Annotated in this window: 25 protein-coding genes; 18 read left to right on the top strand and 7 right to left on the bottom strand. The window is 62.8% G+C overall.

Going from position 1 to position 23,560, the window contains the following annotated elements:
• The 3 genes from B8W69_RS15540 to B8W69_RS15530 form a co-directional block, all read right to left on the bottom strand.
• Window positions 1–981, bottom strand: a complete 981-nt coding sequence (locus B8W69_RS15540; protein ID WP_085290666.1) for an amidohydrolase family protein — start codon at window positions 979–981, stop codon at window positions 1–3.
• A 28-nt stretch (window positions 982–1,009) separates the two neighbouring features.
• Window positions 1,010–1,585, bottom strand: coding sequence for a MarR family winged helix-turn-helix transcriptional regulator (locus B8W69_RS15535; protein ID WP_085290665.1), 576 nt, complete (start codon window positions 1,583–1,585; stop codon window positions 1,010–1,012).
• A gap of 100 nt (window positions 1,586–1,685) precedes the next feature.
• The gene (locus B8W69_RS15530; RefSeq protein ID WP_085290664.1) at window positions 1,686–3,179 is read right to left on the bottom strand and encodes an aldehyde dehydrogenase family protein; all 1,494 of its coding nucleotides are present in this window, start codon (window positions 3,177–3,179) and stop codon (window positions 1,686–1,688) included.
• Between the two features lie 352 nt (window positions 3,180–3,531).
• On the opposite strand from B8W69_RS15530, the gene B8W69_RS15525 reads away from it, so the two are divergent.
• From B8W69_RS15525 to B8W69_RS15505, 5 genes are read left to right on the top strand one after another with little or no spacing between them, the layout of a single operon-like run.
• Window positions 3,532–4,458: a VOC family protein gene (locus B8W69_RS15525; protein ID WP_085290663.1), complete on the top strand. Its 927-nt coding sequence runs from the start codon at window positions 3,532–3,534 to the stop codon at window positions 4,456–4,458.
• Entirely contained in the window at window positions 4,459–5,253 is a 795-nt protein-coding gene (locus B8W69_RS15520) for a 2-keto-4-pentenoate hydratase (protein ID WP_085290662.1), read from the top strand.
• Window positions 5,250–6,035: a 2-keto-4-pentenoate hydratase gene (locus B8W69_RS15515; RefSeq protein WP_085290661.1), complete on the top strand. Its 786-nt coding sequence runs from the start codon at window positions 5,250–5,252 to the stop codon at window positions 6,033–6,035. Before B8W69_RS15520 ends, B8W69_RS15515 begins: the two co-directional genes overlap by 4 nt.
• Window positions 6,036–6,039: 4 nt before the next feature.
• Complete coding sequence (locus B8W69_RS15510) at window positions 6,040–6,237, top strand: tautomerase family protein (RefSeq protein ID WP_085290660.1); 198 nt, start codon at window positions 6,040–6,042, stop codon at window positions 6,235–6,237.
• A complete protein-coding gene (locus tag B8W69_RS15505) occupies window positions 6,234–7,688 on the top strand; it encodes an aldehyde dehydrogenase (protein WP_085290659.1) in 1,455 nt (484 codons plus the stop codon). Before B8W69_RS15510 ends, B8W69_RS15505 begins: the two co-directional genes overlap by 4 nt.
• Before the next feature lie 332 nt (window positions 7,689–8,020).
• On the opposite strand, the gene B8W69_RS15500 is transcribed toward B8W69_RS15505, so the two are convergent.
• Window positions 8,021–8,992: a dihydrodipicolinate synthase family protein gene (locus B8W69_RS15500; RefSeq protein ID WP_085290658.1), complete on the bottom strand. Its 972-nt coding sequence runs from the start codon at window positions 8,990–8,992 to the stop codon at window positions 8,021–8,023.
• A complete protein-coding gene (locus B8W69_RS15495; protein WP_245843260.1) occupies window positions 8,989–10,170 on the bottom strand; it encodes a cupin domain-containing protein in 1,182 nt (393 codons plus the stop codon). The genes B8W69_RS15500 and B8W69_RS15495 overlap by 4 nt, the downstream gene beginning before the upstream one ends.
• Window positions 10,171–10,457: 287 nt before the next feature.
• On the opposite strand from B8W69_RS15495, the gene B8W69_RS15490 reads away from it, so the two are divergent.
• Window positions 10,458–11,036, top strand: a complete 579-nt coding sequence (locus tag B8W69_RS15490) for a TetR/AcrR family transcriptional regulator (RefSeq protein ID WP_085290689.1) — start codon at window positions 10,458–10,460, stop codon at window positions 11,034–11,036.
• 30 nt (window positions 11,037–11,066) lie between these two features.
• On the opposite strand, the gene B8W69_RS15485 is transcribed toward B8W69_RS15490, so the two are convergent.
• Entirely contained in the window at window positions 11,067–11,291 is a 225-nt protein-coding gene (locus B8W69_RS15485; RefSeq protein WP_085290656.1) for a ferredoxin, read from the bottom strand.
• Between the two features lie 238 nt (window positions 11,292–11,529).
• Between B8W69_RS15485 and B8W69_RS15480 the strand changes: the two genes are divergently transcribed.
• The 10 genes from B8W69_RS15480 to B8W69_RS15430 all read left to right on the top strand — a co-directional run bounded on the left by B8W69_RS15480 (window position 11,530) and on the right by B8W69_RS15430 (window position 19,162).
• Window positions 11,530–11,772 (top strand): flavin reductase family protein, encoded by a 243-nt coding sequence (locus B8W69_RS15480; RefSeq protein WP_220084555.1) that lies wholly within the window; start codon window positions 11,530–11,532, stop codon window positions 11,770–11,772.
• A 338-nt stretch (window positions 11,773–12,110) separates the two neighbouring features.
• Window positions 12,111–13,292, top strand: a complete 1,182-nt coding sequence (locus B8W69_RS15470; RefSeq protein ID WP_085290653.1) for an acyl-CoA dehydrogenase family protein — start codon at window positions 12,111–12,113, stop codon at window positions 13,290–13,292.
• Between the two features lie 19 nt (window positions 13,293–13,311).
• Window positions 13,312–13,758, top strand: a complete 447-nt coding sequence (locus B8W69_RS15465; RefSeq protein WP_085290652.1) for a nuclear transport factor 2 family protein — start codon at window positions 13,312–13,314, stop codon at window positions 13,756–13,758.
• 26 nt (window positions 13,759–13,784) lie between these two features.
• Entirely contained in the window at window positions 13,785–14,192 is a 408-nt protein-coding gene (locus tag B8W69_RS15460; protein ID WP_085290651.1) for a nuclear transport factor 2 family protein, read from the top strand.
• 38 nt (window positions 14,193–14,230) lie between these two features.
• The gene (locus B8W69_RS15455; protein ID WP_085290650.1) at window positions 14,231–14,809 is read left to right on the top strand and encodes a VOC family protein; all 579 of its coding nucleotides are present in this window, start codon (window positions 14,231–14,233) and stop codon (window positions 14,807–14,809) included.
• Window positions 14,809–15,630 carry an SDR family NAD(P)-dependent oxidoreductase gene (locus B8W69_RS15450; protein ID WP_085290649.1) on the top strand — a complete coding sequence of 274 codons (822 nt, stop codon included), beginning with the start codon at window positions 14,809–14,811 and terminating at the stop codon, window positions 15,628–15,630. The genes B8W69_RS15455 and B8W69_RS15450 overlap by 1 nt, the downstream gene beginning before the upstream one ends.
• A 15-nt stretch (window positions 15,631–15,645) precedes the next feature.
• Entirely contained in the window at window positions 15,646–17,052 is a 1,407-nt protein-coding gene (locus B8W69_RS15445; protein ID WP_245843259.1) for an aromatic ring-hydroxylating oxygenase subunit alpha, read from the top strand.
• The gene (locus B8W69_RS15440; RefSeq protein ID WP_245843258.1) at window positions 17,049–17,645 is read left to right on the top strand and encodes an aromatic-ring-hydroxylating dioxygenase subunit beta; all 597 of its coding nucleotides are present in this window, start codon (window positions 17,049–17,051) and stop codon (window positions 17,643–17,645) included. Before B8W69_RS15445 ends, B8W69_RS15440 begins: the two co-directional genes overlap by 4 nt.
• A gap of 102 nt (window positions 17,646–17,747) precedes the next feature.
• Complete coding sequence (locus B8W69_RS15435; protein WP_245843257.1) at window positions 17,748–18,323, top strand: YceI family protein; 576 nt, start codon at window positions 17,748–17,750, stop codon at window positions 18,321–18,323.
• A 155-nt stretch (window positions 18,324–18,478) separates the two neighbouring features.
• Window positions 18,479–19,162, top strand: coding sequence for a fumarylacetoacetate hydrolase family protein (locus B8W69_RS15430; protein WP_245843262.1), 684 nt, complete (start codon window positions 18,479–18,481; stop codon window positions 19,160–19,162).
• Window positions 19,163–19,166: 4 nt separating this feature from the next.
• Here the strand turns inward: B8W69_RS15430 and B8W69_RS15425 are convergent, their stop codons facing one another.
• Entirely contained in the window at window positions 19,167–19,769 is a 603-nt protein-coding gene (locus tag B8W69_RS15425) for a TetR/AcrR family transcriptional regulator (RefSeq protein ID WP_281255230.1), read from the bottom strand.
• Between the two features lie 2,147 nt (window positions 19,770–21,916).
• Here B8W69_RS15425 and B8W69_RS15415 point away from each other — a divergent pair.
• Together B8W69_RS15415 and B8W69_RS15410 are read left to right on the top strand one after the other, a co-directional pair.
• Window positions 21,917–22,687, top strand: coding sequence for an MlaE family ABC transporter permease (locus B8W69_RS15415; RefSeq protein ID WP_085290643.1), 771 nt, complete (start codon window positions 21,917–21,919; stop codon window positions 22,685–22,687).
• Window positions 22,684–23,544 carry an ABC transporter permease gene (locus B8W69_RS15410; RefSeq protein WP_085290642.1) on the top strand — a complete coding sequence of 287 codons (861 nt, stop codon included), beginning with the start codon at window positions 22,684–22,686 and terminating at the stop codon, window positions 23,542–23,544. Before B8W69_RS15415 ends, B8W69_RS15410 begins: the two co-directional genes overlap by 4 nt.
• The last annotated feature ends 16 nt before the right edge of the window (window positions 23,545–23,560 follow it).

The raw sequence follows: 23,560 nt of genomic DNA, 5'->3' as shown, positions 1-23,560 counted from the left end.
TCAGGCGAGTCCGAGAATTCTCTCGGCGGTCAGCACACTGACCGCCGAAGTGACCGCGTCGGGGAGACCGGCGCCGAGCAGCGCCGCTCCTGCTGGTCGTTCGGCGATGGCGAACGGATAATCGGTGCCGACCACCACCCGATCGGCCCCGACGCGCCCGACTAGAGCCGCAACCGCGTCCGCGTCGAAGAGCAGCGAATCGTAATAGAAGCGGCTGGCATAACTCGACGGACGGTCGCCGCAGTACGTCATTGTCGATGAGTTCTCCCAGAATCGCTCGATTCTCGGGAGCAGCGCCAGAAACGCACCTCCGCCGTGAGCGAGCAGAATGTCGAGGTTGGGATGGCGGTCCAGAACGCCGCCTATTACCAATGACGCTGCAGCCGCCGCTGTCTCAGCGCCCATTCCGATGGAATCGGCGAGTCCGTACTTTGTCAGCCGATCCGAACCCAGCACCTGCCACGGATGTACAAACACCAGAGCGCTGTGATCGGCGCAGGCCGCGAAGAAGGGATCCAGGGCGCGGTCGTCGAGATTAAGTCCGCGCACGTTCGAGCCGATCTCGACGCCAGCGAGGCCGAGAACCTGCCGAATTTCGACGACCATCTCCGCGGCCCGGTCCGGGTCCTGCAGCGGGACTGTGCCCAGCCCGCTGAACCGCGTCGGATATGCGCGAACGGCATCGGCGATCCATTCGTTCTGCACCCGCGCCATCTCGGCCACGCCATCGGCGCTTAGGTTATAAGAGAAGGTTATCGGTATAGGTGAAATAACCTGTCGTGCAACGCCATCAGTCTCCATGTCGGCGAGTCGTCGCTCCAGGTTCCAGCATTGCTCCGTGATCGAACGAAAGTGCCGGTCGGCGAGCATGATGTCGGCGCTGCACGGACCGGTTTCCACCAGTTCAGGCCAGGAACCCGCGAAGCGTCGGCCGAAGTTGGGTAGGGAGCGGGGCAGGCCATGGGTGTGCAGATCGATCACAATATCGCCTGATAAGACGCCGAGAGTCTCATGACGACACCTGACCACGGAGCCTCGGCTGTGGGCGCTTGAGGTCGGCGCCATTGGTGACGGTCTGGCAGTTCTGTTCGATCGAGTCGAAGAACTTGCCGAGCAACGTCTGCAACTGACGCTTCTGCGGGGGTGTCAGATCGCTCATCAGGGTCTGTAGGTATGCCCAATGTCCGGGCAGAAACTTGCGTAGAAAGGCGCGCCCGGGTTTACCGATGCGGATCAGGAAGGACCGACGGTCGTCGGGATTCGTTATGCGTTCGACGTAACCTCGCCGCGCCAACCCGTCCACGACACCGGTCAGGTTAGCCGGCAGCACGGAGACCGCCTGACCAAGCGCCCCCATCGTCAGCGGCTCCGAGGCGCGGTCGAGCACCGTGAGGATATTGAGCTGGCTGATGTTCAGGTCATGCGGCAGTAGTTCGCTGACGTGAGCCCGCTCGAAGGCGGTCGCGGTACGGAACAGCGCCAGTGTCAGTCCCAGGACGGCGGTGTCGAATCCCGGATCCTCCCGGTCGGCCGCCCTGGCGATCTCCTCGGCGATCGAGCGTGGGTTACGGGGCCGTCGCGGCATGGGATCGCCTCCCGATCGATCACGATGGTGGATAGTTCTGGTTCTGTACAGTACCGACGTCAACAAATTTGTCGCGGTGTCGGGTGGATTGTTTAATAACTCACCGGAGAGGAATGTTGACGGTCTTCGTCTGGAGGTAACTCTCCAATTCCTCGACTCCCTCTTCGGTACCTGTTCCGCTGTCCTTGCGACCACCGAAGGGCGCACCCAGAAAGTGGCTGCCGCTGCCGTTAATCCACACATAGCCGGTGTCGAGCCTGTCTGCCACCGAGACTGCGGTGGCGATGTCGTTGCTCCAGATCGCGCCGGTAAGACCGAACGGTAGTGCATTGGCCTGAGCGATGGCGGCGTCAAGGTCTGTGAATCGCAGCACCGACAAGACCGGACCGAAAATCTCCTCACGCGCAACGGTCATCGACATGTCGACGTCGGCGAAGACCGTCGGCTCGACATAGAAGCCCGCCTCGAATGCCTTGCCCGGCGGCCGTCCGCCGCCGGTGACCAAGTTAGCCCCTTCGCGTTTCGCAATCTCGATGTAGTGATTCACTTTGTCGAACTGGGCTTGGGACACCAGGCATCCCATCTCGGTCGCCGGATCCAGCGGATGGCCGATCCTGATCGACTTCAATCGTTCGACCAAGCCGGAAACCACCTGATCGTGAAGTGACTCGTGAAGAAAGAGCCGGGTCGTTGACCCGCAGGACTGTCCCTGGCTCCAATGACAGTTCATGCCGAAAGCTGCGCCCTCGACGACGGCGCTCGGGTCGGCGTCCGGGCAGACGATCATCGCGTTCTTGCCGCCGAGTTCCAGGGTGACGTGTTTGATGCCCGCCTCGGCTGCCGCAGCCATCACCTTCTGGCCAGTGGGCACGCTGCCGATCAGTGCGATGCGCTTGACGTCGCGGTGTCGGACCAGTGCGTCTCCGGCCACCGCACCGCTTCCCGAGATGATGTTGACAACGCCGGCCGGAAACGACTCGAGTACCACTTCGGCCATCAGCAGCGAGGATAGCGGAGCCTGATCGGGCACCTTGAGAATCAGTGTGTTGCCGGTGATCAGCGGAGCGCCTACTTTGGCGGCGGCGAACAGGATCGGGTGGTTGTAGGGAATGATCCGCCCTACCGCGCCGTACGGTTCTTTGCGGGTCATCAGCCAGCTGCGCGTCATCGACGGAAGGGTGTCGCCGGTGACGCTGAAGGCCACCGCTGCGTGGTAGTCGAGCCACCGGCTAGCCATCATGACGTCGCCGACCATGGCTGTGACGGGATTGCCCGTGTCGATAGCGTCGAGCAGACCGAAATCGGTTGCGCGGGCACGCAGTCTCTGCGCGAAAGACCTTATCATCTCCGCACGCTCGAGCAATGTGGTGTCGCGCCATTGCGGGAACGCCGCCGCCGCGGCCGCGACAGCTGCGTCAACGTCGGTGGGCCCCGCGGCAGGAACGCGGGCGATGGTGGAGCCGTCGTGCGGGGCGGTGATCTCCATCGTCGCGCCGTCAGCGGCGCTGACGCGGTCGCCCCCGATCAGCATCCGCCAGTCACGATCGAGCAGCGTCGCGACGTCCGTCTTGTTGCTTTCGAGAGAGGATTTCACGTGCTATGCCCACTTTCTGGAGGACCACTCGTCCGGCGTAAGCCGACTCTAGCGGTTGACCTCGCCCTTGAGGCTATATCTACAAATATTTCATAATAATAACTAAGTCCGACGCTACCGCACACCGCCACGCGACCGCAGCAGGTCACGTAATGGCCTGTTGCGCAATATGAATCTGGCGATTCCGACCCAACACGGGTCATTGCGCTCGCCACCTCCCTAGGTGCACAGGGATGGCTTTGACCCGAAGGGCAGTACGCAATATAGTTCAGGAGCATAAGTAAACCGAGTGGCGCATCTGTAATGCCGCGGTGCGGGCTGAGTTGCCTCGTTAGGTTCAGGAAGGTCGGAGATGATCGAACTGCAGGACATTGCATACGTGCGATCGGGGGTGACCGATCTCCAGCGTGCTACCCGCTTCGCGGTCGACATCGTGGGGCTGGACCCGGTCGCGCAGGACCAAGGTGTCACCTATTTGCGGGCCGACGGCCGTCATCACTGCCTAGCGCTGATCGAAAGCAACCGGCCCGGCGTCCTCGCATCGGCGTTCTCGTTGCGAGACGATGCCGCGCTCGAGTCAGCCGAAGTCGAGTTGCAGCAGTACGGCTGCACGGTGTCGCGTGGCTCCGAACAGGAAGCGCGACACCGGCATGTTCGCAATTTCATCGCCTTCGACGACCCGTTCGGCAACCACGTCGAACTGGTCACGGGCCAGAGCACCCTGGTACGTCCGATCAACTCCGGTCGACCCGCCGCAGGTATCGCGGAGTTCGGCCACCTGTGCCTCGATGCCCCCGATGTACGGGCCGCGCACGCCTTCTGGTCTACGGTGTTCAGCGCCAAGGTGTCCGACTGGATCGGTGAGGGCGCTTGCCTGATGCGAATCGACCCCGTCCATCACAAGCTGGCGTTCTTTCAGAGCGACGCCGGACCGGGCTTCTGTCACATCAACTTCCAGGTCGAGACGCTCGACGATGTGATGCGCAATTGGCGATTCCTGCAACAGAACGACGTACAGATTCTGCATGGGCCGGGCCGTCACCCGACGTCGACGGCCATCTTCGTCTACTTCCTCGGTCCCGACAACCTCACCTACGAGTACTCATTCGGGGTCCAGTTGATTGACGACGAGGCGTGGACTCCGCGCATGTTCGAGCTCGGAGAGCCGGGCTCGATCGATATGTGGTTGGGTCCAACCCAGCGGACCGTCTCCCAGACTCAACTCGACGGCCGCTCGACAGCATCGCTTTCTGTCGTTGCGCCTGAGCTCAGTGTGTAGATGCGTACCGAAGAGTGCCATCAGATGGCCGAGGACCTGCTGGCGGCCTACCAGACGCGCAGCCCGATCGCCCCGCTGACTGACCGATTCCCGGACTTGACCGTGTCGGAGGGCTTCGCCATCCAGCGAGCACAGGTCGATCGGTGGATGGCCGAAGGCCGGATCATCAAGGGCCACAAAGTGGGCCTGACCTCGGCGGCCATGCAACGTCAGATGGGGGTTGATCAACCGGATTTCGGTGTCTTGCACGACCAGATGTTCCACGCAGAGTCCGATCCCATCGCGGTGACTGCCTTCCTGCAGCCTCGTGTCGAGCCGGAGATCGCCCTAGTAATCAAGCGTGACCTTGCCGGTCCCGGCGTGACAGTCGCCGAGGCCCTGGCTGCGGTGGACTTCGTGCTGCCGGCACTGGAAATCATCGACAGCCGCATCGCCGACTGGCGTATCAGCGTCGCCGACACGGTGGCCGACAACGCGTCGTCGGGGGGAGTCGTGCTCGGCGGGCGTCCTGTTCGGCCCACAGATGCGGATCTTCGGCTCCTCGGATGCAACCTGTACTGCAACGGCGAGGTGGTCGCGACGGGTGCCGGGGGGGCGGCGCTCGGCTCGCCGGTGATATCGCTGGCATGGCTGGCCAACACCCTGGGTCAGCAGAACGACTGCCTGAGAGCCGGTGATGTCGTGCTGCCGGGTTCGGTGACCGCGGCACAACCGGTGCGACCAGGCGATGTCTGGACCGCGCAGTTTGCCCAACTCGGGCTAGTCACCGCACGTTTCGCCGCAGGAGGGTCATGAGTACATGGACCGTTGACCGGGCGGCCTCCGAGCTGCTTGACGCAGAGGACACGCGAACCGCCCGCGACCCGATCACCGATGACTGGGCCGACCTCGACCTAAGGACCGCCTATGCAATTCAGGACGAGGCGTTGTGCCGCCGAGTCGAGCGCGGTGAAAGCGTCGTGGGGGTGAAGCTGGGCCTGACGTCGCGAGCCAAGCAGCAGCGAATGGGTATTTCGTCGCCGCTGGTTGCGTGGCTGACCGATGCGATGACGCTGCCCGCCGGGGCGCCGTTGCCGACGGGCGCGTTGATTCATCCCCGTGTCGAGCCGGAACTCGTCTTCGTCATGAAGGAGCGGTTGAGCGGTCCTGGTGTTACAGCGGCACAAGCGATGTCAGCGGTGGGGCATGTCTACGCGGGCATGGAGATCATCGACTCCCGCTATCGCGATTTTCGGTTTACCCTGCCCGACGTCGTCGCCGACAACGCCTCATCGGGTCGATATCTGACGGGCCCAATCGGATTGCCGCCGGAAGAACTGGACCTCTCATTGGAGGCGTGCTTGGTCGAAGTCGACGGCGTCATCGTCGACAGCGCCACCGGAGCCGCGGTTCAAGGTCATCCTGCCGAGGCGCTGGCGTTGGCGGCGAACGTGCTAGCCGAGCGGGGGGTGGCGATCGAGCGCGGTTGGATTGTGCTCACTGGCGGGATGACCGATGCGGTTGCGCTCGGTCCCAAAGCCGTTGTGCGAATGCATTTTTCGAACCTCGGTTCACTGGTCGTCCACGAAGGGAAGTAACGCGATGCCGTTAGTCGAAGTCACCCTGGTCCAGGGCCGCGCACCACACCAGTTACGGACGCTAATCAGCGAATTGACCGGCGCGGTCGAGACGGCGCTGGGCGTCTCACGTTCCGCCATCCGGGTGGTCCTGCGTGAAGTTCCCGATACCCATTGGGCCGCCGGTGATGTGACCATCGCCGAGCGGAACAAGAGTTCATGATCATGACCGAGCTCATACCGCACGTCATCGATGGTGAAGAGACCGAGTCGGCCAGTCTGGCGTGGTTCGACACCGTCGATCCGTGGACCCGCCAGCCGTGGGCCAGGGTGGCGCTCGGCGGCGCTGAGGAGGCCGCACGGGCCGTAACCGCGGCGCGCCGGGCCTTCGACGAAGGCCCCTGGCCACGAATGGGTTTGGCTGAACGGGGGGCAGTTCTGCACCGACTGGCCGATCTAATCATCGAGCATGGCGACGAGCTGGCCCTCGCGGACACCACCGATATGGGAAAGCCGATCACCGACACGCGAGGCAACGACGTGCCGCGGTCTGCGCAGAACTTCCGTTTCTTCGCTGACCATGCGCGGCTCTCAGCCGGTGAAGCACTGCCGATGGACACCGGTCACCATGCCTACACCAGATTCGAGCCGGCGGGTGTCGTCGCCGCGATCGCGCCGTGGAACTTCCCGCTGATGCTCGAGACCTGGAAGGTCGCGCCGGCCCTCGCGTGGGGAAACACGGTCGTCCTCAAACCTGCCGAGGACACTCCCGCGTCGGCGACCATCCTGGCGCGACTTGCCCTGCAAGCCGGGATGCCCGATGGTGTTCTGAATGTCGTGCACGGATATGGTCCCGGTTCTGTGGGATCCGCGCTCACCGGCGATTCCCGCGTTGACAGGATCACCTTCACCGGCGAAACCGGTACGGGCAGAACCATCGCCGCCGCGGCGGCGGCACACCTGACCCCGGTGAGCCTGGAACTGGGCGGAAAGGGTGCCAACCTGGTCTTCGCCGATGCCGACCTCGACAGCGCGGTGAGCTGGTCGATCCGGGCCATCTTCTCCAATGCCGGGCAGGTCTGCCTCGCCGGTAGCCGGCTGTATGTCCAGCGAGAGGTCTACGACGAGTTCTTGGCACGTTTTGTGAGAGCCACCGAATCGCTGATCACCGGTGATCCGAAAGCCGTTGACACCCAGGTTGGTCCACTGGCGTCGCAAGAACACTGGAAGAAGGTCCAGTCCTACGTCGAGGGGATCCCCGCCGAAGGGGGCACCATGCGCACAGGTGGTCCGGGGGAGGGGTGGCTCATCCATCCGACGGTCGTAACCGACCTGCCTGCAACCGCGCGCCTCTGCCGTGAAGAGATCTTCGGCCCCGTCGCGGTCGTCGCGCCGTTCGACACCGAGGCAGACGGTATTGCTGCAGCCAACGACACACCGTATGGGCTAAACGCGATGTTGTTCACCGAGAATCTCTCGCGTGCCCATCGCGTGGCAGCCGCGCTGAACGCGGGCACCGTGTGGGTGAATTGCTTTTTCGTTCGTGACCTGCGGGCGCCGTTCGGCGGGGTGGGCGATTCCGGAATCGGCCGTGAGGGTGGCACATTCAGCCGCGAGTTCTTCACCGAGCCGAAGGCGGTGGTGATGGCTATCAGTGACGGTGGCACCGCCTAGGACGCCGCTGATGTAGTGACCTGCAGCGGTGCCGGAATTGGCGGTCCGTGCTCGCGACTTATGACAACGGCGGGCTTAGTGTGAATGGTGGAAATCAGCGGATCTCGGGCACCCGGTACACGATCCGAAACACCCCGTCATGACCTCGCCGTGCTCGGCCGGCAGACGGATACTGCCCGCAGGCAAGTGATCGCCGACCAGCAGCAGGTCATCGAATCGACCCTGCTGATATCCGTTCCAGTGCCTTGCACCTGATCATCCTGGCCCACCTGCACCAAACCGGCTCCGGCGCGCCGGAACTCAGTCACTAAACAGCACCGTCCTAGGTCAGCTCAGCGCAAACCGCGATGCTTCTGCTCCAGTTCTGCCCACCGGCGGCCGGTCTCCTCACCGCCAGCGACCATGTCGGGCGGAGCATCGGTGTAAGGCGGCCGGCTGGGCCCACAGTCGATCAACCCCGCTCCGCGGAACCGGCCGCGCCCGACCGGAATGCTGTAATCCATGAAGCGCGACATGTCACCTCCGAACTGCGGGGCCAGCGCCCAGTTCACCTGCTCGGAAATGCGATCCGCCTGTGCCCAGTCCTCGGACAGCACGGCGCGCGAAAGCGCCGCTAACGGGGACGGTGCACAGGCCACGTTTCCCGACCAGCAAGCCGTGGCCCGAGCGGGAAAGCGCTTGGCAACGCGGACCCAGTCGCTGTCGAGGGGCAGCACGGCAATCTTGTCGCCGAAGGCTTCGATGTCGCCCTCCAGTGTCGGTCCGCCTGCGTGCTTGGTCGCCACGATCTCAGGCGCATCGGCAAGTTGCCGGTAGGCCTCGACGCTAATCTTTCCCTTGAACGCGGCGGGATTGTCATAGATCACAACCGGTACGCCGGGCAGCGCCTCGGTGATATCGCGATAGAAGCGCACGACGCCGACGTCGTCGAGCGGCAGCCACATCGGACGACCGACGAAGAGTCCGTCGGCGCCCACATCGATCGCTTCGCGACCTCGTGCGATGGTGTCGCGGGTGTTCAACGTCGTCACGCCGGCGAAGAAGGGCACCCGGCCGCGGATCGTCTCGGCGACGCAGGCCGAGAACTGAAGCCATTCTTGATGAGTCAGCGACGCGCACTCGCCGAAGGTTCCGGTGGACATCACGAGCTCGATCCCGGCGTCGACGACCTGCTCCACCATCTTCTCGGTCTCAGCGACATTGACGCTGTTCAGGCAGCGCCAGTCATCGGCGTCGCCGGTCGCAGGCGTCGGCACGATGCCCACGATCCCTCTGATGTCTGCACGGGTGATCGTCATGGTCATGCCCTTTTCTTCGCCGGGGAGGCGAGATCGCCAGGCACAGCGGGATATTGCTGGGTACCGAACGAGTGGCGCGGCTCCTCGCGGTACATTCCGAGCGCCTCGAGCATGGGAGCGTCGGTTGCGGAGAAGAGCACGGCGTCGACCTCGGAGGACCGGTTCATGTGGGCGTGCCACATCCAGTCGGGCACTACAAACGAGTCGCCGGCAGACCATTGAATTTCCTCGTCACCGACAACTGTGGTGCCTTCGCCTTCGACGACGTAGTAGACCGCACTGGAAGTGTGGCGGTGGCGTTCGGTGCACAGACCCGGACGGAGCAGCTGTGCGAAGCAGTCGATAGTGGGCAGTGTCGGGCCGCCGCTGATCGGGTGGGCGTAGTGCAGGATGACGCCGTCGAACGGGCTGCCGCTACTGTGACGATGCGTGTTCAAGGCGGCCCGAACCTCGCTCCACGCGTAGCGGAACGGAATCCGCTCATTCTGTCGAGCTTCCCACGCGGGGCGTATGTGGGAGGCGCGACTGCTGACGAAGGCAGCAGCGTCTTCGTGCAACGGCTGTGTGCGCCCACCGAACGGTTCGAAGAATATCTGACGCAGGTAACCGATGAGCGGCACGTCGAGGATGTCGACCCAGACGCCGCGTTTGTCGCTTTCGTTGTGGTGATCGTGCCAGGAATAGGCGGGCGTGATGATCAGGTCACCGTCCTCCATCGCAAGTTTCTCCCCGTCGACCGCGGTGAACAGGTCGGGGCTACCGTCCACGACGAAGCGCAAGGCGTTGATGGAATGCCGGTGGGCCGGGGCGATCTCGCCAGGCAGGGTGATCTGCATACCCATCGCCAAGGTCTGCGTCGTGCCGTTGACGTCAGGACCCGGGTTAATGAAAGTGAAGTTCCTGCGGGCGGTTTCGCCGGATACCGCCGCGCACATCTCGGTCAGGGCGCGATCCGCGAGTTCCCATGACCATCGGAACGGCACACCCGCCGGGATGGGACCGTCGGTGAGCTGGACCAGCTGCGCATCGTACTGCCACTGGCCACGGAGGTGCAGTTCGTCAAGCTTCCTGTCGAACTGTGCCAGATCTGAAGCTGGCTCCTGTGTAGTCGTCATAATCCCTTGTCCTCGTGAAGAAACCGTGGCTGTCAGAGAAGGTCGCGCTCGACCGCGTCGTTTGGTCAACCGAAGGGTCCCGGCGGGCTCGAGTGTCGATGCCTCGGGTCGGCGGGACCACTCCCGGTGATGATGACGCAGCGCTGACGCTAGCACCGGCCGCAGCCACTCACAAGACACTTAGTACGATTTGTGTCTAAACAATACTTCTGGTGCAACTCCTTTATGCACGAGGTACCTTCTGGCAGGCCACCGATCGGGATGGTGATCCGTTTCAAAAAGAAACGCCTAATCTCACCTTTTCCTCTGCAGGGTGGGAATACACTCTGCGAAGCGTGAAGACGAGGAGGGCCCTGATGGCGGCGAACGGCGACATGCTTGCGCGTATCTTCGATGCGACCACTACGACGTTGGCACGCAGTGGCGCCAAAGGGCTTTCGATGACCGACGTCAGCGCTGAAGCGGGGATCTCCCGCGGAACGCTGTATCACTATTTCGGTAGGAAGCAGGACCTACTGTATGCGGTCGGCGTACGAGTCGTGAAGCTGTTCGAAGGCGCGGTAGTCAACGCCGTCGAAGAGCGGCCCGAACTCGACGTTCGTGTCCGGGCGGTCGTAGAGGCAATGATCGACGTCGGTCGGGCGCATCCGGAAATCATGCAGGTGATTGCCCTTGAACCGGGCTTCGGAGTGGACTTCTTGCAGCAGATCTTCCCGGAGTTCGTCGGCGTGCTGGAAGAGCTACTGGCGCCGGCGCTGAGCTTGACCTTTGCCGTCCGGTCCATGGGTATGACCAGTGGTCAGCTCTGTGAACTCATCCTTCGAATCGTAATGTCGGCGTACGTGTTTCCGACTCGCGACGTGGCCGACCTACCGCGCGCGATCCTGGCAATGCCATATCTGGCCCGGTGGACTCCCGACCAGTACCTGGTCTGAAACCTGCGGCGTTCCCAAGCGTCGCCAACGTCACTCGCCCGGGTTGGCGCGGCGCACCGTGATGGCGCTGTCAGGGCACGCCTCCGCACCTCGGCAAGCCTGCGCCTCGAGGTTAGCCGGCACGCTCTCAGGTGCCTCGGCGTATCCGGCGTCGTCGATGGAGTAGACGTCGGGACCTTCGGCGGCGCACAGGGTGTATCCGCAGCACTTCGACCGGTCGACAGTGATCAGAAGGGGTAGCTGGCTGTCTGCCATGATGATCGGCTCCTCCGGTGGGCTGGGACGTGAAAAACTACCTGAGGCCATTTTCAGTATTAGACATACTACACAGATAGTGTCTTAATCGCATATTGCCTCTCAGTTGGGAGTGCGCGATCGCCGCAGGAGCGTTGGCCGACTGACCCGAAACAGCCTGCTACGGAAATGAATTCGGCGACATTCGCTCCCGGCTGTTACGTACGGGTCTGGGCGCTTTCCCAGCGGAGTGATTGCCGTGTGCGGCGTCGGCGCAGACGGCAACCCGGTCAGCATGGCGGTGAGCTCGTTCGTCTCGCTGTCGCTGCATCCGCCGTGGGTGGCAGTCTGCCTGCCGAGCGCGTCCTTCTCCGGAGGATGCCTGCGTTCGGTATCGGGCACGGGCGACCGCTTCAGCGACATCGACCGGGGGCCTGCGGGCGATGGCGTCGCGTTCGTGCCAGGTGCCTGGGGTGTGGGTGGAATGGAGGCTGTTCGATGAGGTCGCTGCCCGGCGACCCACACCATCGCCATGTTGAAGATTCGTCGGCTGCGCCTCAAGCCCGGCATGGCCCCACTGGTGTTACGCGGCAGCGAATTTCGTCGGTTCGAGGTGGCCGTGAGCACCAAGGTCGCGTCGGGCCCACTCGGATGGTCCGATCAGATCACCGGTGCGCGGCGGCTCCCGAGCGAAGGAACTTCAGCCAAGACCTTGACCACACGGTGATGATGAACACATAATACAAGTATTGTTCAAATAGAACTTTTCATTCAAGCAGGCCGACACTCAAACATGCAGGCTGGCGCAGCCCCAACCATTGGTCAATTGGAGGACCCCACATGACAGCCCTCGAGGCCGACACCACCACCGTGCTCGATGCCGTTCGGGCACTCGTCCCCGAGATCGCCCAGCGCGCGAATGAGATCGAGGCGGCCAAGCTGATCCCAGCCGATTTAATCCAACGGCTCACGGACGCAGGGGCTTTCAGGATGTTCGTGCCTCGCCAGTACGGCGGCGAAGAGATGACCCTCCTCGAGGGCATGGCTGTCATCGAAGAGGTGGCAAAGGCCGACGCCTCGGCTGGGTGGACCGTGATGATCGGTGCTGACTTCGCGCCGGTGTTTGGCCGTTTTCCCCAGAACGTCCTCGACGGGGAAATTTATCCAGAAGGACCCGACACCATGGCCCGCGGGGCGTTCGCGCCCAAAGGCGTGGCGATCCGCTCCGACGGTGGCTATCTCGTCAACGGTCAGTGGCCCCTTGCCAGCGGTAGTTATGAGCACCAGTGGATGATGGGCAGCTGCATCGTGCTGCAGCAGGGCGCGCCGGTCATGACCGACGCGGGTGTGCCCGAGATGGTGCTCGCGATGGTGCCTGCAGAGCAGGCTGATTTCGTTCAGACATGGGATTCTGTTGGATTGCGCGGGACGAGCAGCAATGACTTTGTGTTCAAGGATGTCTTCGTTCCCGATGAGCATATCGGTAACTTCTTTGGCCCGGCCACCGTCGACACCACGCTGTTCCGGCTGCCCATCCGGTTGGCGCTCGGCCCGACCCATGTCGCGGTGGTCGTGGGAATCGCCGAGGGCGCTCTGAGCGACCTTCGTCAGTTGGCCAAGACGAAACGACCCGCGTTCAACCCTACGATGCGGCTGGCTGAAGACCCCGTATTCCAGTACCGGCTAGGGCAACTCGACATCCGGTTGGCTTCGGTTCGTGCACTGGCCGAGAAAGAGGTCCGGCTGATGTGGGACGCGGCGTCGGCAGGTGAACCCATCTCGCCGCTGCAGGCCACACGCCAGCGCGCAATGGTGGCACGGGCCCACACCGAGTGTGTCGAGATCGTCAATGAGGCGTTCGGACTGGCAGGCAGCAACGCCATGTACAACAGGTCGATGTTGCAGCGACGACTTCGCGACGTGCGGACAGCGGCGCAACACGCCGCCGCCAGTGGGGAGATCTACACGATCGTCGGGGCGCTGCTCGTCGGAGAGGGCGTCCCGCCGGCCGCCTTGGCCTAGCGGTGGGACAGCCGACACGATGACAACAGACGCGATGACGCCACAGGCCGTGACAGTCCACTGGGAGCTCTGCCGCCTGAACAACGCTTTCGCCTACTTCATGGACAATGGTGAATTCGATTCAATGATCGGGCTTTTCACCTCAGACGCCGTGTTTGACCGAGCCGGAATCGTCCATCACGGCCATGAGGAGATGCGCCAGGGGATGCGTGATCGGCCGAAGGTGACCACTCGTCACTTGTTGACGAACTTTTATTTGACCAAGGCCGACGATGACTCCGCGGCGGCGGTGGTCTGCGCCATGGTTTATCACGGTCCGCTCGCGAAGGACGGCGGCCCGGTGGTCTACGCCACTGACAACGGACGAGTCATCGAGTTTCACGACACGTACGCCAAAACCTCAGAGGGCTGGCGCATCTCGTCGCGGATCGCGCGGCCCATCTTCACTCCCGAGGTATGGCCGTGACGGGCAGGACAACGGAAGCGAGTCCCATGGCTGAGAACCAGCATGATGTGTTGGCCACCGTCGAACGGTTTGTCGCCGCGCTGACGACTGGCGACACCGCCAATCTCGACGCGCTGTTCACGGACGACGCGGTGATTTGGCACAACTACGACCAGGTCGGACAGCCCGCCAGGCAGGCGCTTGCGGCATTGGCCGGGCTGGCGGCGCTTGCGCCCCGGTACGAGATTGCAGGTCGCGACTTGGTCGACGACGCCTGCGTTCAACGCCACGTGGTCCACCTCACGCTGCCCGGAGGCCAGCCGGCCTCCATCCCCGCCATTCAGCGGATCTCCGTGGTTCACGGCCAGATTCGGCGGATCGACGAATACATGGATTCGGCCCAAATCGCGGCCGCAGTGCAAGCAATACAACCCAGCCCCCAGACCCCGGTGTGACCGGACCGATATTCCCAACCACGAGAAGGACGCTCCTGATGCCCGCAATCACAGACAAGTTCACCGGTGAACCTGTCCTGAAGCTCCAGCGCCTGGGTCACGGCACCCTCGAGACCATGGATCTGGCCAGGGCGCGCCGCTTCTATGAGGAAGTGCTCGGCCTGGAGGTGATTCAGCCGAGCAGCAGGTCGATGATGATCCGGCTCGGGACCAACCACGCCTACGCCGTGGTGGAGACCGGCAAGGCGAGCACGATGAGCATGCTGGCCCACAACGGGCTCGACGTCGGCAGCGTGGAAGAAGTCCACGCCGCGCACGAAAAGCTGCTCGAGATCAAAGACCAGTGGGGAATCAAGCAGATCACCGAGCCCCGTCACATGCACGGCGACACATCCTTTTACTTCACCGATCCTGATGGCAACTGGTGGGAGATCGTGGCGGTTCGCGAGAATGGCTACGCTGCGGACTTCGCCGATCGCGACCGCGATCTCACCGGTTTGCACGAATTCGACGGCGAGACCGGAAACGTGAACTTCAGCCACACCCACGACCCCGACTTCCGCGCGCGGGTCCGTCAAATCGTCGAAGCCAAAGCCGCGTCCGAGAGCACCGCATAATGGGCCGGTTGGACGGTAAGGTCGCCGTCGTCACGGGAGCCGGCAAGGGCATCGGCTGCGGTATCGCTCGCCGGTTCGCCCGCGAGGGCGCCAAAGTCGTGGTCGCCGAACTCGATTCGGATGCGGGCAAGCAGGTGGTCGGGGACCTCGGTGAGCTCGGTGGCGAAGGGTTGTTCGTACAGACCGATGTGTCTCGGAAGACCGATATCGAGGACGCCATCGCTGCCGCCCGGGAGTCCTTCGGCGGCTTGGACATTCTGGTGAACAACGCCATCGCGCTGACGCCGGACGTTCCGTTGGAGTGCAAGACGGACGAAATGCTCGAGCAGACGATGAAAGTCGGGCTGTGGAGTGTCTGGTGGGGCATGCAGACCGCGTTCCCACTGATGAAGGACCGCGGCGGAGGCCGCATCATCAACTTCTATTCGATCGACGCCGACGACGGCCACTGGGTGCACGGTGATTACAACACCGCCAAAGGCGGCGTGCAGGCGCTGACACGTACCGCCGGGTTCCAATGGGCCCGGCACAACATCTGTGTCAACGCCATCGCTCCGATAGCCGCATCGGCCGCCTTCGAAAAGATGGTGGCCAACAACCCAGAACTGGGTGCGGCGATTCCAACGATGATTCCGATGGGACGCATGGGCGATCCAGAAGACGACATCGCCCCCGTGGTGGCTTTCCTGGCCAGCGAGGAAGCCCGCTTCATCACCGGGGCCACCATCCCGGTCGACGGCGGCCTGCACGTGCCTCGGGTGAACACCAAACCACCGGATCCCTCGGTGTTCGACGCTGCGCCCGCCAGTGGCAATAACTAAGGAATAGGAGCAAAAATGACTATAGATGAGGTGAAACACGCTCCGACGGGACCTGTTCTTTCAGACGGGACCCCGCTGTCGGAGCTGATCGATAAAGACTTCCGGGAGGTATCGCTTCGGGTTCTGACCGACCCCGAGCTTTACCAGCTGGAGCTGAAACACCTGTTCGCCAAGGCGTGGACGGTGGTGGCGCACGAGGACGAAGTCCCAAATGTCGACGACTACGTACTGCGGTATGTGGGCGAAGACCAGGTAATCGTCAGCCGGGCGGCGGATAACACCTTCACGGTGGCGCTCAACGTGTGCGCACACCGGGCCGCCAAGGTGTGCCGGTTCGAGGCCGGCAACGCCAAGACATTCCAATGTGCCTACCACGGTTGGGTTTACAAATCCGACGGCAGCTTCGTCGGCGCGCCCATCGCTCGGGAGGACATGCACGGTCTGTTGCGGCCCAAGTCTGAGCTAGGTCTGACCAAGGGGCGGGCAGAGACCTACTGCGGCATGATCTTCGTCACCTTCGACGAGAACGCCCCGACTCTGCGCGAGTACCTCGGCCCGATGACCTGGTACTGGGACCTGATGTTTGACCGCACGGCCGGTGGCATGACGGTGCTCGGCCACCCGCAGCGGTTCATCATCAAGGCGAACTGGAAGAGCGCCGCCGAGCAGTTCGCCGGAGACATCTTCCACACGCTGTCGCTGCACCGTTCGATGCAGGAACTGCAACTGCTCTCCACCGAGGGCGAGTCACAGGAGCCGGCAATGGCCGGCGTCAGCGCCAGCCACAACGGCCATTTCGTGCGGTGCTTCGATCTGACCAACGAGCACTACGTCAATGCCCTCAAGGGCAAGAATCTTGCGGACATGTCGCCGCTGGAGCGGCTGCACCTGGTTCCCCCGCCGGGAATGTCACCGGAGATGGTGAAGGGGCTGCCAGATCGATTCGACGATGGGCAACTGAAGATCCTTGCGGGGTACACCCCGCAGGTCGGTCAGCTGTGGCCGAACACGGCTGCGCTCTGCATGCCGTTCCAATTCCCCGACGGCACCCCGTCGGCCTTCCTCAGCTGGCGGGTCTGGGTGCCCAGGGGACCGGAACACTTCGAGCTGTTCCATTGGAGCCTGGTCGAACGCGACGCGCCTGAGGAGCTCCGCGACACCGTGAACCTGATGACGGCGGCCACCTTTGGCATTAGCGGTTTCGTCGAGGCCGACGACACTGACACGTGGCCCATGCAGACTTATGCCTCCAAGGGGGCGCTTGGAGCGCAGCAGAAGCTGCGCTACCAGGCGATCACTGGCGAGAACAAGCCCAGTGATTGGCCGGGTCCTGCGCAGGTCTACGCCGGGTTCCCGAAGGATGACACGCAGTGGAATTTCTGGCTGCGCTACAGCGAGTTCATGGAAGGGAGAGCGTGGTGACCACGGAAGCAACTCGAGAAGAGGTGGTGCCCGCCGCACGGGCACCAATGGGCACCGTTGACTACCCGAGGCCTAAGGGCACGCGGATCAAGGTCACCGACCCGCGGCACTTCGAGATCGTCGCGTGGCTAGAAGACGAGTCGACGCTGCTCGACGAGGACGACCTGACCGGTTGGCTGGCGCTGCTCGCGCCCGACGTCATCTACCGGGCACCGGTGCGGACCACGCGCGATCACCGGACCAAGGGGGTGTTCGAGGCGGAGATGTATCACTTCAACGAGAACATCATGACCCTGATGTTGAAGCTGATGCGGTTGACCCAGACCGACAGCGCCTGGTCGGAGAATCCGCTGTCCCGGACGCAGCGGATCGTGCACAAGGTGCGGTCATACGAGACCGACAAGGCCGACGAATACGAGGTCTTCAGCTCCGTCGTGCTCATTCGGTCCCGCTATGACGAGCCGGCATTGGAGTTCCTGCCGGCTCGCCGGGTCGACACCATCCGAACGGGTGACGAGTGGAAGCTCGCAGCGCGGACGGTCTATTTCGACCAGGCCACGCTGGGTGTGCAGAACCTGGCCGTCTATTTGTAGATCGGTTTACCCGTATCCAGTCCTCAGTAAAGCCGACTACCTATCGAGATGTTGGTTGAGTGTCGACCCGCATGGCCGGCACTCTGACGTTAAAGGTGTGAATTGTCTTCTGCAACAGACGAGATGCCCGGTTATCTGCCTGGCATCTGGGCAATCGATCCAGCGCAGTCCGGTCTCACGTTCTCGGTCGGCCACCTAGGGGTGCACACCGTGCATGGCACGCTCAGCGTGTCAGGCCGGATCGTCATGGCCGAAGATCCGCTCGATTCGGCGGTTGACGCGACGATCGACCTCGGCTCGGTCAACACCGGAAGCAAGGGCCGGGACAAGGCGATCCGGTCGGCGCACCTACTCGACGTATCCCGCCGGCCCACGGCGACCTACCGATCCCAGCGGTTGGATCTCGGGGAGTCTCCCGGCGAATTCCTACTACATGGAGATCTGGAATTGCTGGGTGCTACGCGGGAAGTGCCGATGCGGATCCGGCTGCAGCGCTCCACGTTTGGTGGCTCGCAGCAGCCGGTCATCACCGCGGCGGGTGAATTCACCCGCCGCGACTTCGGGTTGGTGTACCAGGCCCGGCCCCGCTTCCTCGATCGCGCGATCTCGTCGAGTGTGGGCGTTAAGGTACGGCTCGAGGTGGCGTCAGCCGCCGCGACCGAAGGGATAGGACGCTGAAGATCGCACGGATTCATCGAGGAGGCGCCGACATCTGGGGTCTGGTAGACGTCGACGCCGGTACCGTACAGCCGATTCGGGGTGGTATCGAGCAGTGGGGTTCAGCGGCTGCCGAAGGGACGGCGCATTTCGAGAAGGTCGGTCCTTCGTTGGCGATGACCGACGTTCGCTGGCGACCACCGATCACCCCTACATCTACGATTATCGGAGTCGGCATGAACTACTGGTCGCACCTGGAGAAGCTGGGTGTCACCGAGCGTCCGAAGACCACCTTGGGGTTCCTCAAACCCCAAGTGGCGATCATCGCCCACGAAGACGTCCTGGCGAATCCTTCGATCACGCAGCAACTGGACTTCGAGGTCGAACTCGTTGCGGTGATGGCGAAGTCGATGAGTCGCGTCGGCGAGCAGCCCACTAGCGCGGTGCTTGGCTACACAGTCGGCAACGATGTCAGTGCCCGTGACGCGGCCACGCCTCTAAGTGGTGGGCTGGACCTGTTTTCCATCAAGGCACTCGGAGGGACGACGCCGGTGGGACCGTGGATCACCACCAAGGACGAGTTCGGCGGGTCAGGCCAGATCGATGTCGCTATATCGTTACGTGTCAATGGTGAACAGCGCCAGCATGACCGCACCGGAAAGATGATCTTCAGCATCGACGAGTGCCTTGAGTACATCATCGAAAGGATGCCGCTCACCGCCGGCGATATCGTGTTTACTGGCACCACCCACGGGGTGGGGTTCGAGGACGGCCGATTCCTTCGTGAGGGCGACGTCGTTGAAGCGGAAGTCCAGGGAGTCGGGGTACTGCGCAACGTCGTTGGCGCCAGATTAGACTGAGATGTCAGCCCACGGCTCTTCGCTGCGAACGGAAGCGCGACTTTCTGGGTTTAAGTCCACCTGACTCACCGAGCATGACGAGAAGGTCGCGGAACCTCCTATAGTCGCGCGAAGGCATGAAGTAGTGCGAAAACGCCATCCGCACGATTAAGTCCGCAATCTCTTCCAGTTCGGCCGACCCATTAAGTACGGCGGGGCTGTCGACCAGTGCAGGCTCCAACGCATCGCTTAGGACACCGGAGAGCTGAGGTGCAACTCGCTTGATGTAGTCCACAACGAACCCCGGTTCCAGCTGACCGATTTGTAATGTGGCGGGGTTCTCCAACCAAAATCGCAGCATGACGTCAATGACTATCAGCAAGCGGTCAGCTGGCCGCGGGTTCGCCTCGATCGCGGCTTCTAGGACCGTCTGTAGCCGCGTGACGAAATGGTCGCCCAACGACCGAAGGAGTTCGTCCTTATTCTTAAAATATCGGTATAACGTCCCAGTCGATACGTTGGCCTCGTGCGCGATATCGCTCATCGCTAGCTTCTTCGGGCCTTGCCGAGCGATCGCCTTCAGGGCACCGTCGAAGATACGGGCCTCGGTACCTGCCCTGGACGCCAATGGCGAAGCCTTTCAGGAATGAAGCAGCCGTCGCTGCCGACCCAACATTTAAAAAAGATTATATCGCAGCTCAATTCTTGAACTCTTGTCGAGCGGGCGTTACGGTCCCAATCCTTGAGCAATCGCGCAACCAGTGCGGCTCGATCGGGCCGAGTTTGACGGTCCGCTCAGTAGCCGGCCAGCGGCGCGAGCCGTTGGACTGCAGGTCCACCAGGTGCACCCGCCACACGTCGCTGGCATATGCGTCGGCGTCGGTGTAACGGGGTTAGCCTCGTTCCAAGTAACGGCGCAGGTAACGGAACACGCCCTTGATAGCCGAGCTGTATTGCGCGCCAACGCTTTCAAACACCCTTTCGGGGTCGGCGCGGCGGACCGAGCTGGCCCCCCAGGCGGCTGACGAGGATCCCAACCTTAGCGGGTCCTGCGGAGGTGGAGCCTCATCGCGGCGTTGCAGCGCGTAGAGCAGCTCAAAGCGCACCAGTTCCGGCAGGCCAACCAAGGAGGACTGTTGAGCCGCGATCCGCGGCCTCTCGTCGACGACGACACGTGCGGCCAGCTCCTGCGGGGCATTGAGGCGAGGTTTCGTTGCCGCTGCAGCCGATTGCCTGAACCGGCACAGCCCTCGCTAGGTGACCGTTCGCGACCGCAACCGGCGACCAGACACGGCTCGGTACGGGTCAGTGGCCCAGGCCTGCGCGATGAACTCCTCCAGCAGCCCGTCGCCGGCCTTGCTCCGGGCCCGCCCGTGCCAGAAACACAGGCCACGCCAATGCAACTCGCTCGCGCAGTCGGGCACCGTGCAGCCGCTGCGGGCAACCGGGCGGGTCCGGCCGACGCCGGGGAGCGCGGTCGAACTCCACCTCGGCAGACACCGGCCACCGCCAGCGCCCCGCCGACAACGCGAACAGCGGCCGTTAAAGCCCCGCGCCGTGGGACAGCCCGGAGCCTGGCACGCAACGCCACGCCACGCCACGCCGCGGTCCGGTCGCTGTCCAAATCCCCGGTTAACAGCCACAGCGACCCGTCGCACTCACCTGGCCGCCACGCGGCATCGATGTGAGAGTCAGCGATTCCAACCAGTCAGCGTAGGTCGCGACCCGGCCGGCGTCGCTGCCGATCAGCAGGCGCGACACCGGCGCTCACGGGTAGCGACGGCCTCCACGGCTCGCCGCTTGTATACGTCTCGCGCATGCAGGCAAGTAGCGGACGAGCCGAACGCGGCTTGATCCAAAGCCGTTGTAAGAGAATACGCACCGGCGCGTACTCAGTACGTGGCCGCCGTTAACGTATGCGCCCGTACCGCAATACCGCAGTCGGTGGCCAGCTGCTCAAAGAACCGTCTTCCGCACGATAGTCATCGGCGCGCCCAGGGGTTCGTAAAGGTTGACGAACACCATGTCGCAGTCGGCGTCACCGAGGATCTCTATGCGTTCGAGTGGTAGTCCGCGTACGTCGACAGCACCGCCTGGCTCGCCGGCACGGTGCGCAGAATACGCGACTTCGCCAGTGCGCCATTGGAATTGGACCGGCGCCGCACACCAAACGTGAGCGCCCAGCACCTTGCTTCGACGAAGTGTTTGAAACGGGGCAAGCCCGCCAGACTGATCGAGGACCGTTCCACCGCCTGACTGAGTGTTGACAAAGTTTTGTTATGAAAATAAAGTTCCGTTACCAGAGTCTACGAAATCGGGGAGGGGGTTCTCGTGGTCCCAAGCTCACTGCAGAGGCTGTCGGTCGGCGGCATGAAGACGCTGCTGTCAGCCCCAAGCATTCCAGCTCGTCGGCTTCACTAGACCGCGAAGTTCTAGCGTGGCCGTTGGAGTCAGATTGGTACGCGGTTTGCGGGTTGGAATGAGTCGCTCATGGGCGGGCGAGGCGAGTCGGTTGAAACAGTTGCCTTGGGGGCCTTGCGGCCAGGTTCAAGCATCGGCGGTCTACGACAAGTATGGCGGTTGAGCCTTGGGGATGTCAGCCGGTTAAAGCTCAATCCGTAGTCGGCGGGCTCCTGGAGCGGACTACAGCGAATCCGCTCCGGTTGTTCCTCCCAAGACCAATTAAAAAGGTGACATGTGAGAGGACGGACGAGATCCGCTATGGCCGCCCGTCGGTACAGGTATGACTATGGCGTGTGATGTGAACGGAGGCCGGTGTTGATCTCGCCGAATACCTTCGCCAAACCCGTCCGCTCCGTGGGAGATTTTTTCGCCCTGTCGCTTGACACGTTGTTGCAGGTACCGCGGCGCCCGTTTGCTGGGCGCGAGTTCCTCCTGCAAAGCTGGTTCGTTGCCAGGGTATCGATAGCGCCGACGATGATGTTGTCGATTCCTTTCACCGTGCTCACGGTGTTCACGATAAATATCCTGTTGATCGAGTTCGGTGCCGGAGACTTTTCTGGCAGCGGCGCAGCGCTGGCTACGGTCACACAGATTGGCCCGCTTGTCACTGTGCTGGTGGTTGCCGGTGCCGGCGCGACGGCGATGTGTGCCGACCTGGGCGCACGCACTATTCGTGAGGAACTCGACGCGCTGCGCGTCCTCGGCATCAACCCGGTCGGGTCGCTGGTCGTGCCGCGGGTGCTGGCGGCCACCTTCATCTCGTTGCTGTTATCCGGCGTGGTAATCGTAACCGGCCTCGTTGGTGGGTTCGCGTTCTCCGTCTTTGTCCAGCACGTTACACCTGGGTCCTTCGCCGCCGGGTTGACGCTGTTGACCGGCGCGCGGGAGTTGGTCATCGCGCTAGTCAAGGCCGGGCTGTTCGGGCTGACCGCCAGTCTGATCGCGTGTTACAAGGGCATCTCGGTGGGCAGGGGGGCGGCCGCCGTCGGTAATGCGGTGAACGAAACGGTGGTCTTTTCCTTCATGGCGCTGTTCTTCATCGACGTCATCGTGACCGCGGTGGGCGTGAAGGCGACACCATGAGTAGCCGCACCGTTGCAAGTCAGCTATTTCCGCGACTGATCTACACGCTGGATGGCTGCGCTGCCGGCTGGCGGCGGGTCGGCGCGCAAGCGCGTTTTTACACAAGAACTCTGGGCGCGGTCCGGGACGCCTTGTCCTCCTACCAGCACGAGACATTGCGCATTGTCGCCGAGATGGGCTTAGGCGCCGGCGCGCTGGCGGTGATCGGCGGCACCGTGGGGATCGTCGGCTTTCTGACGCTATCGGGGGGTTCCCTCGTCACGATCCAGGGCTACAGCTCATTAAGCGGTATCGGTGTGGAGGCGTTGACTGGTTTCGTTTCCGCGTACGTAAATGGCCGCATCGTCACGCCGCTGACCGCGGTAATTGGCTTGTCGGCCACCATCGGAGCCGGTACCACCGCACAACTGGGTGCAATGCGGATTAACGAGGAAATCGACGCCCTTGAGGTGATGGGCATCCGCTCGATTGCTTATTTGGCTTCCACCCGGGTAATCGCCGGAGTGCTTGTGGTGATTCCGCTGTATTGCATAGGGCTATGGATGTCCTTTTATGCCGCCCGGTTCGCGACAACGTCCGTGTACGGTCAACCGACGGGCGTCTACGATCACTATTTTTCGACATTTCTGCAGCCCACCGACATCATCTGGTCTCTTCTGCAAGCAGTCCTGATGGGCCTCGTGGTGATGCTGGTGCATACCTACTACGGCTATACCGCTTCGGGTGGGCCCGCCGGGGTGGGTGAAGCCGTGGGTAGAGCGGTGCGTAGCTCAATGGTCTCCGCGGTGTTAGTAATTCTATTCTCCTCGCTTGCCATCTACGGGAAGACCGGCAACTTCCACTTCTCGGGCGGATAGTCCTGATTCTGCCTGA

This window comes from Mycolicibacterium vulneris (assembly GCF_002104765.1).
Classification (GTDB): Bacteria; Actinomycetota; Actinomycetes; order Mycobacteriales; family Mycobacteriaceae; genus Mycobacterium; species Mycobacterium vulneris.
This window is presented reverse-complemented; position numbering and strand designations above follow the sequence as displayed.

What these genes read in the sequence shown, in the direction of transcription:
- B8W69_RS15535 (WP_085290665.1), bottom strand. Translation starts at nt 1,585, where the DNA reads ATGCCGCGACGGCCCCGTAACCCACGCTCGATCGCCGAGGAGATCGCC.
- B8W69_RS15525 (WP_085290663.1), top strand. Translation starts at nt 3,532, where the DNA reads ATGATCGAACTGCAGGACATTGCATACGTGCGATCGGGGGTGACCGAT.
- B8W69_RS15520 (WP_085290662.1), top strand. Translation starts at nt 4,459, where the DNA reads ATGCGTACCGAAGAGTGCCATCAGATGGCCGAGGACCTGCTGGCGGCC.
- B8W69_RS15515 (WP_085290661.1), top strand. Translation starts at nt 5,250, where the DNA reads ATGAGTACATGGACCGTTGACCGGGCGGCCTCCGAGCTGCTTGACGCA.
- B8W69_RS15510 (WP_085290660.1), top strand. Translation starts at nt 6,040, where the DNA reads ATGCCGTTAGTCGAAGTCACCCTGGTCCAGGGCCGCGCACCACACCAG.
- B8W69_RS15505 (WP_085290659.1), top strand. Translation starts at nt 6,234, where the DNA reads ATGATCATGACCGAGCTCATACCGCACGTCATCGATGGTGAAGAGACC.
- B8W69_RS15500 (WP_085290658.1), bottom strand. Translation starts at nt 8,992, where the DNA reads ATGACCATGACGATCACCCGTGCAGACATCAGAGGGATCGTGGGCATC.
- B8W69_RS15490 (WP_085290689.1), top strand. Translation starts at nt 10,458, where the DNA reads ATGGCGGCGAACGGCGACATGCTTGCGCGTATCTTCGATGCGACCACT.
- B8W69_RS15485 (WP_085290656.1), bottom strand. Translation starts at nt 11,291, where the DNA reads ATGGCAGACAGCCAGCTACCCCTTCTGATCACTGTCGACCGGTCGAAG.
- B8W69_RS15470 (WP_085290653.1), top strand. Translation starts at nt 12,111, where the DNA reads ATGACAGCCCTCGAGGCCGACACCACCACCGTGCTCGATGCCGTTCGG.
- B8W69_RS15465 (WP_085290652.1), top strand. Translation starts at nt 13,312, where the DNA reads ATGACAACAGACGCGATGACGCCACAGGCCGTGACAGTCCACTGGGAG.
- B8W69_RS15460 (WP_085290651.1), top strand. Translation starts at nt 13,785, where the DNA reads ATGGCTGAGAACCAGCATGATGTGTTGGCCACCGTCGAACGGTTTGTC.
- B8W69_RS15455 (WP_085290650.1), top strand. Translation starts at nt 14,231, where the DNA reads ATGCCCGCAATCACAGACAAGTTCACCGGTGAACCTGTCCTGAAGCTC.
- B8W69_RS15450 (WP_085290649.1), top strand. Translation starts at nt 14,809, where the DNA reads ATGGGCCGGTTGGACGGTAAGGTCGCCGTCGTCACGGGAGCCGGCAAG.
- B8W69_RS15445 (WP_245843259.1), top strand. Translation starts at nt 15,646, where the DNA reads ATGACTATAGATGAGGTGAAACACGCTCCGACGGGACCTGTTCTTTCA.
- B8W69_RS15430 (WP_245843262.1), top strand. Translation starts at nt 18,479, where the DNA reads ATGACCGACGTTCGCTGGCGACCACCGATCACCCCTACATCTACGATT.
- B8W69_RS15410 (WP_085290642.1), top strand. Translation starts at nt 22,684, where the DNA reads ATGAGTAGCCGCACCGTTGCAAGTCAGCTATTTCCGCGACTGATCTAC.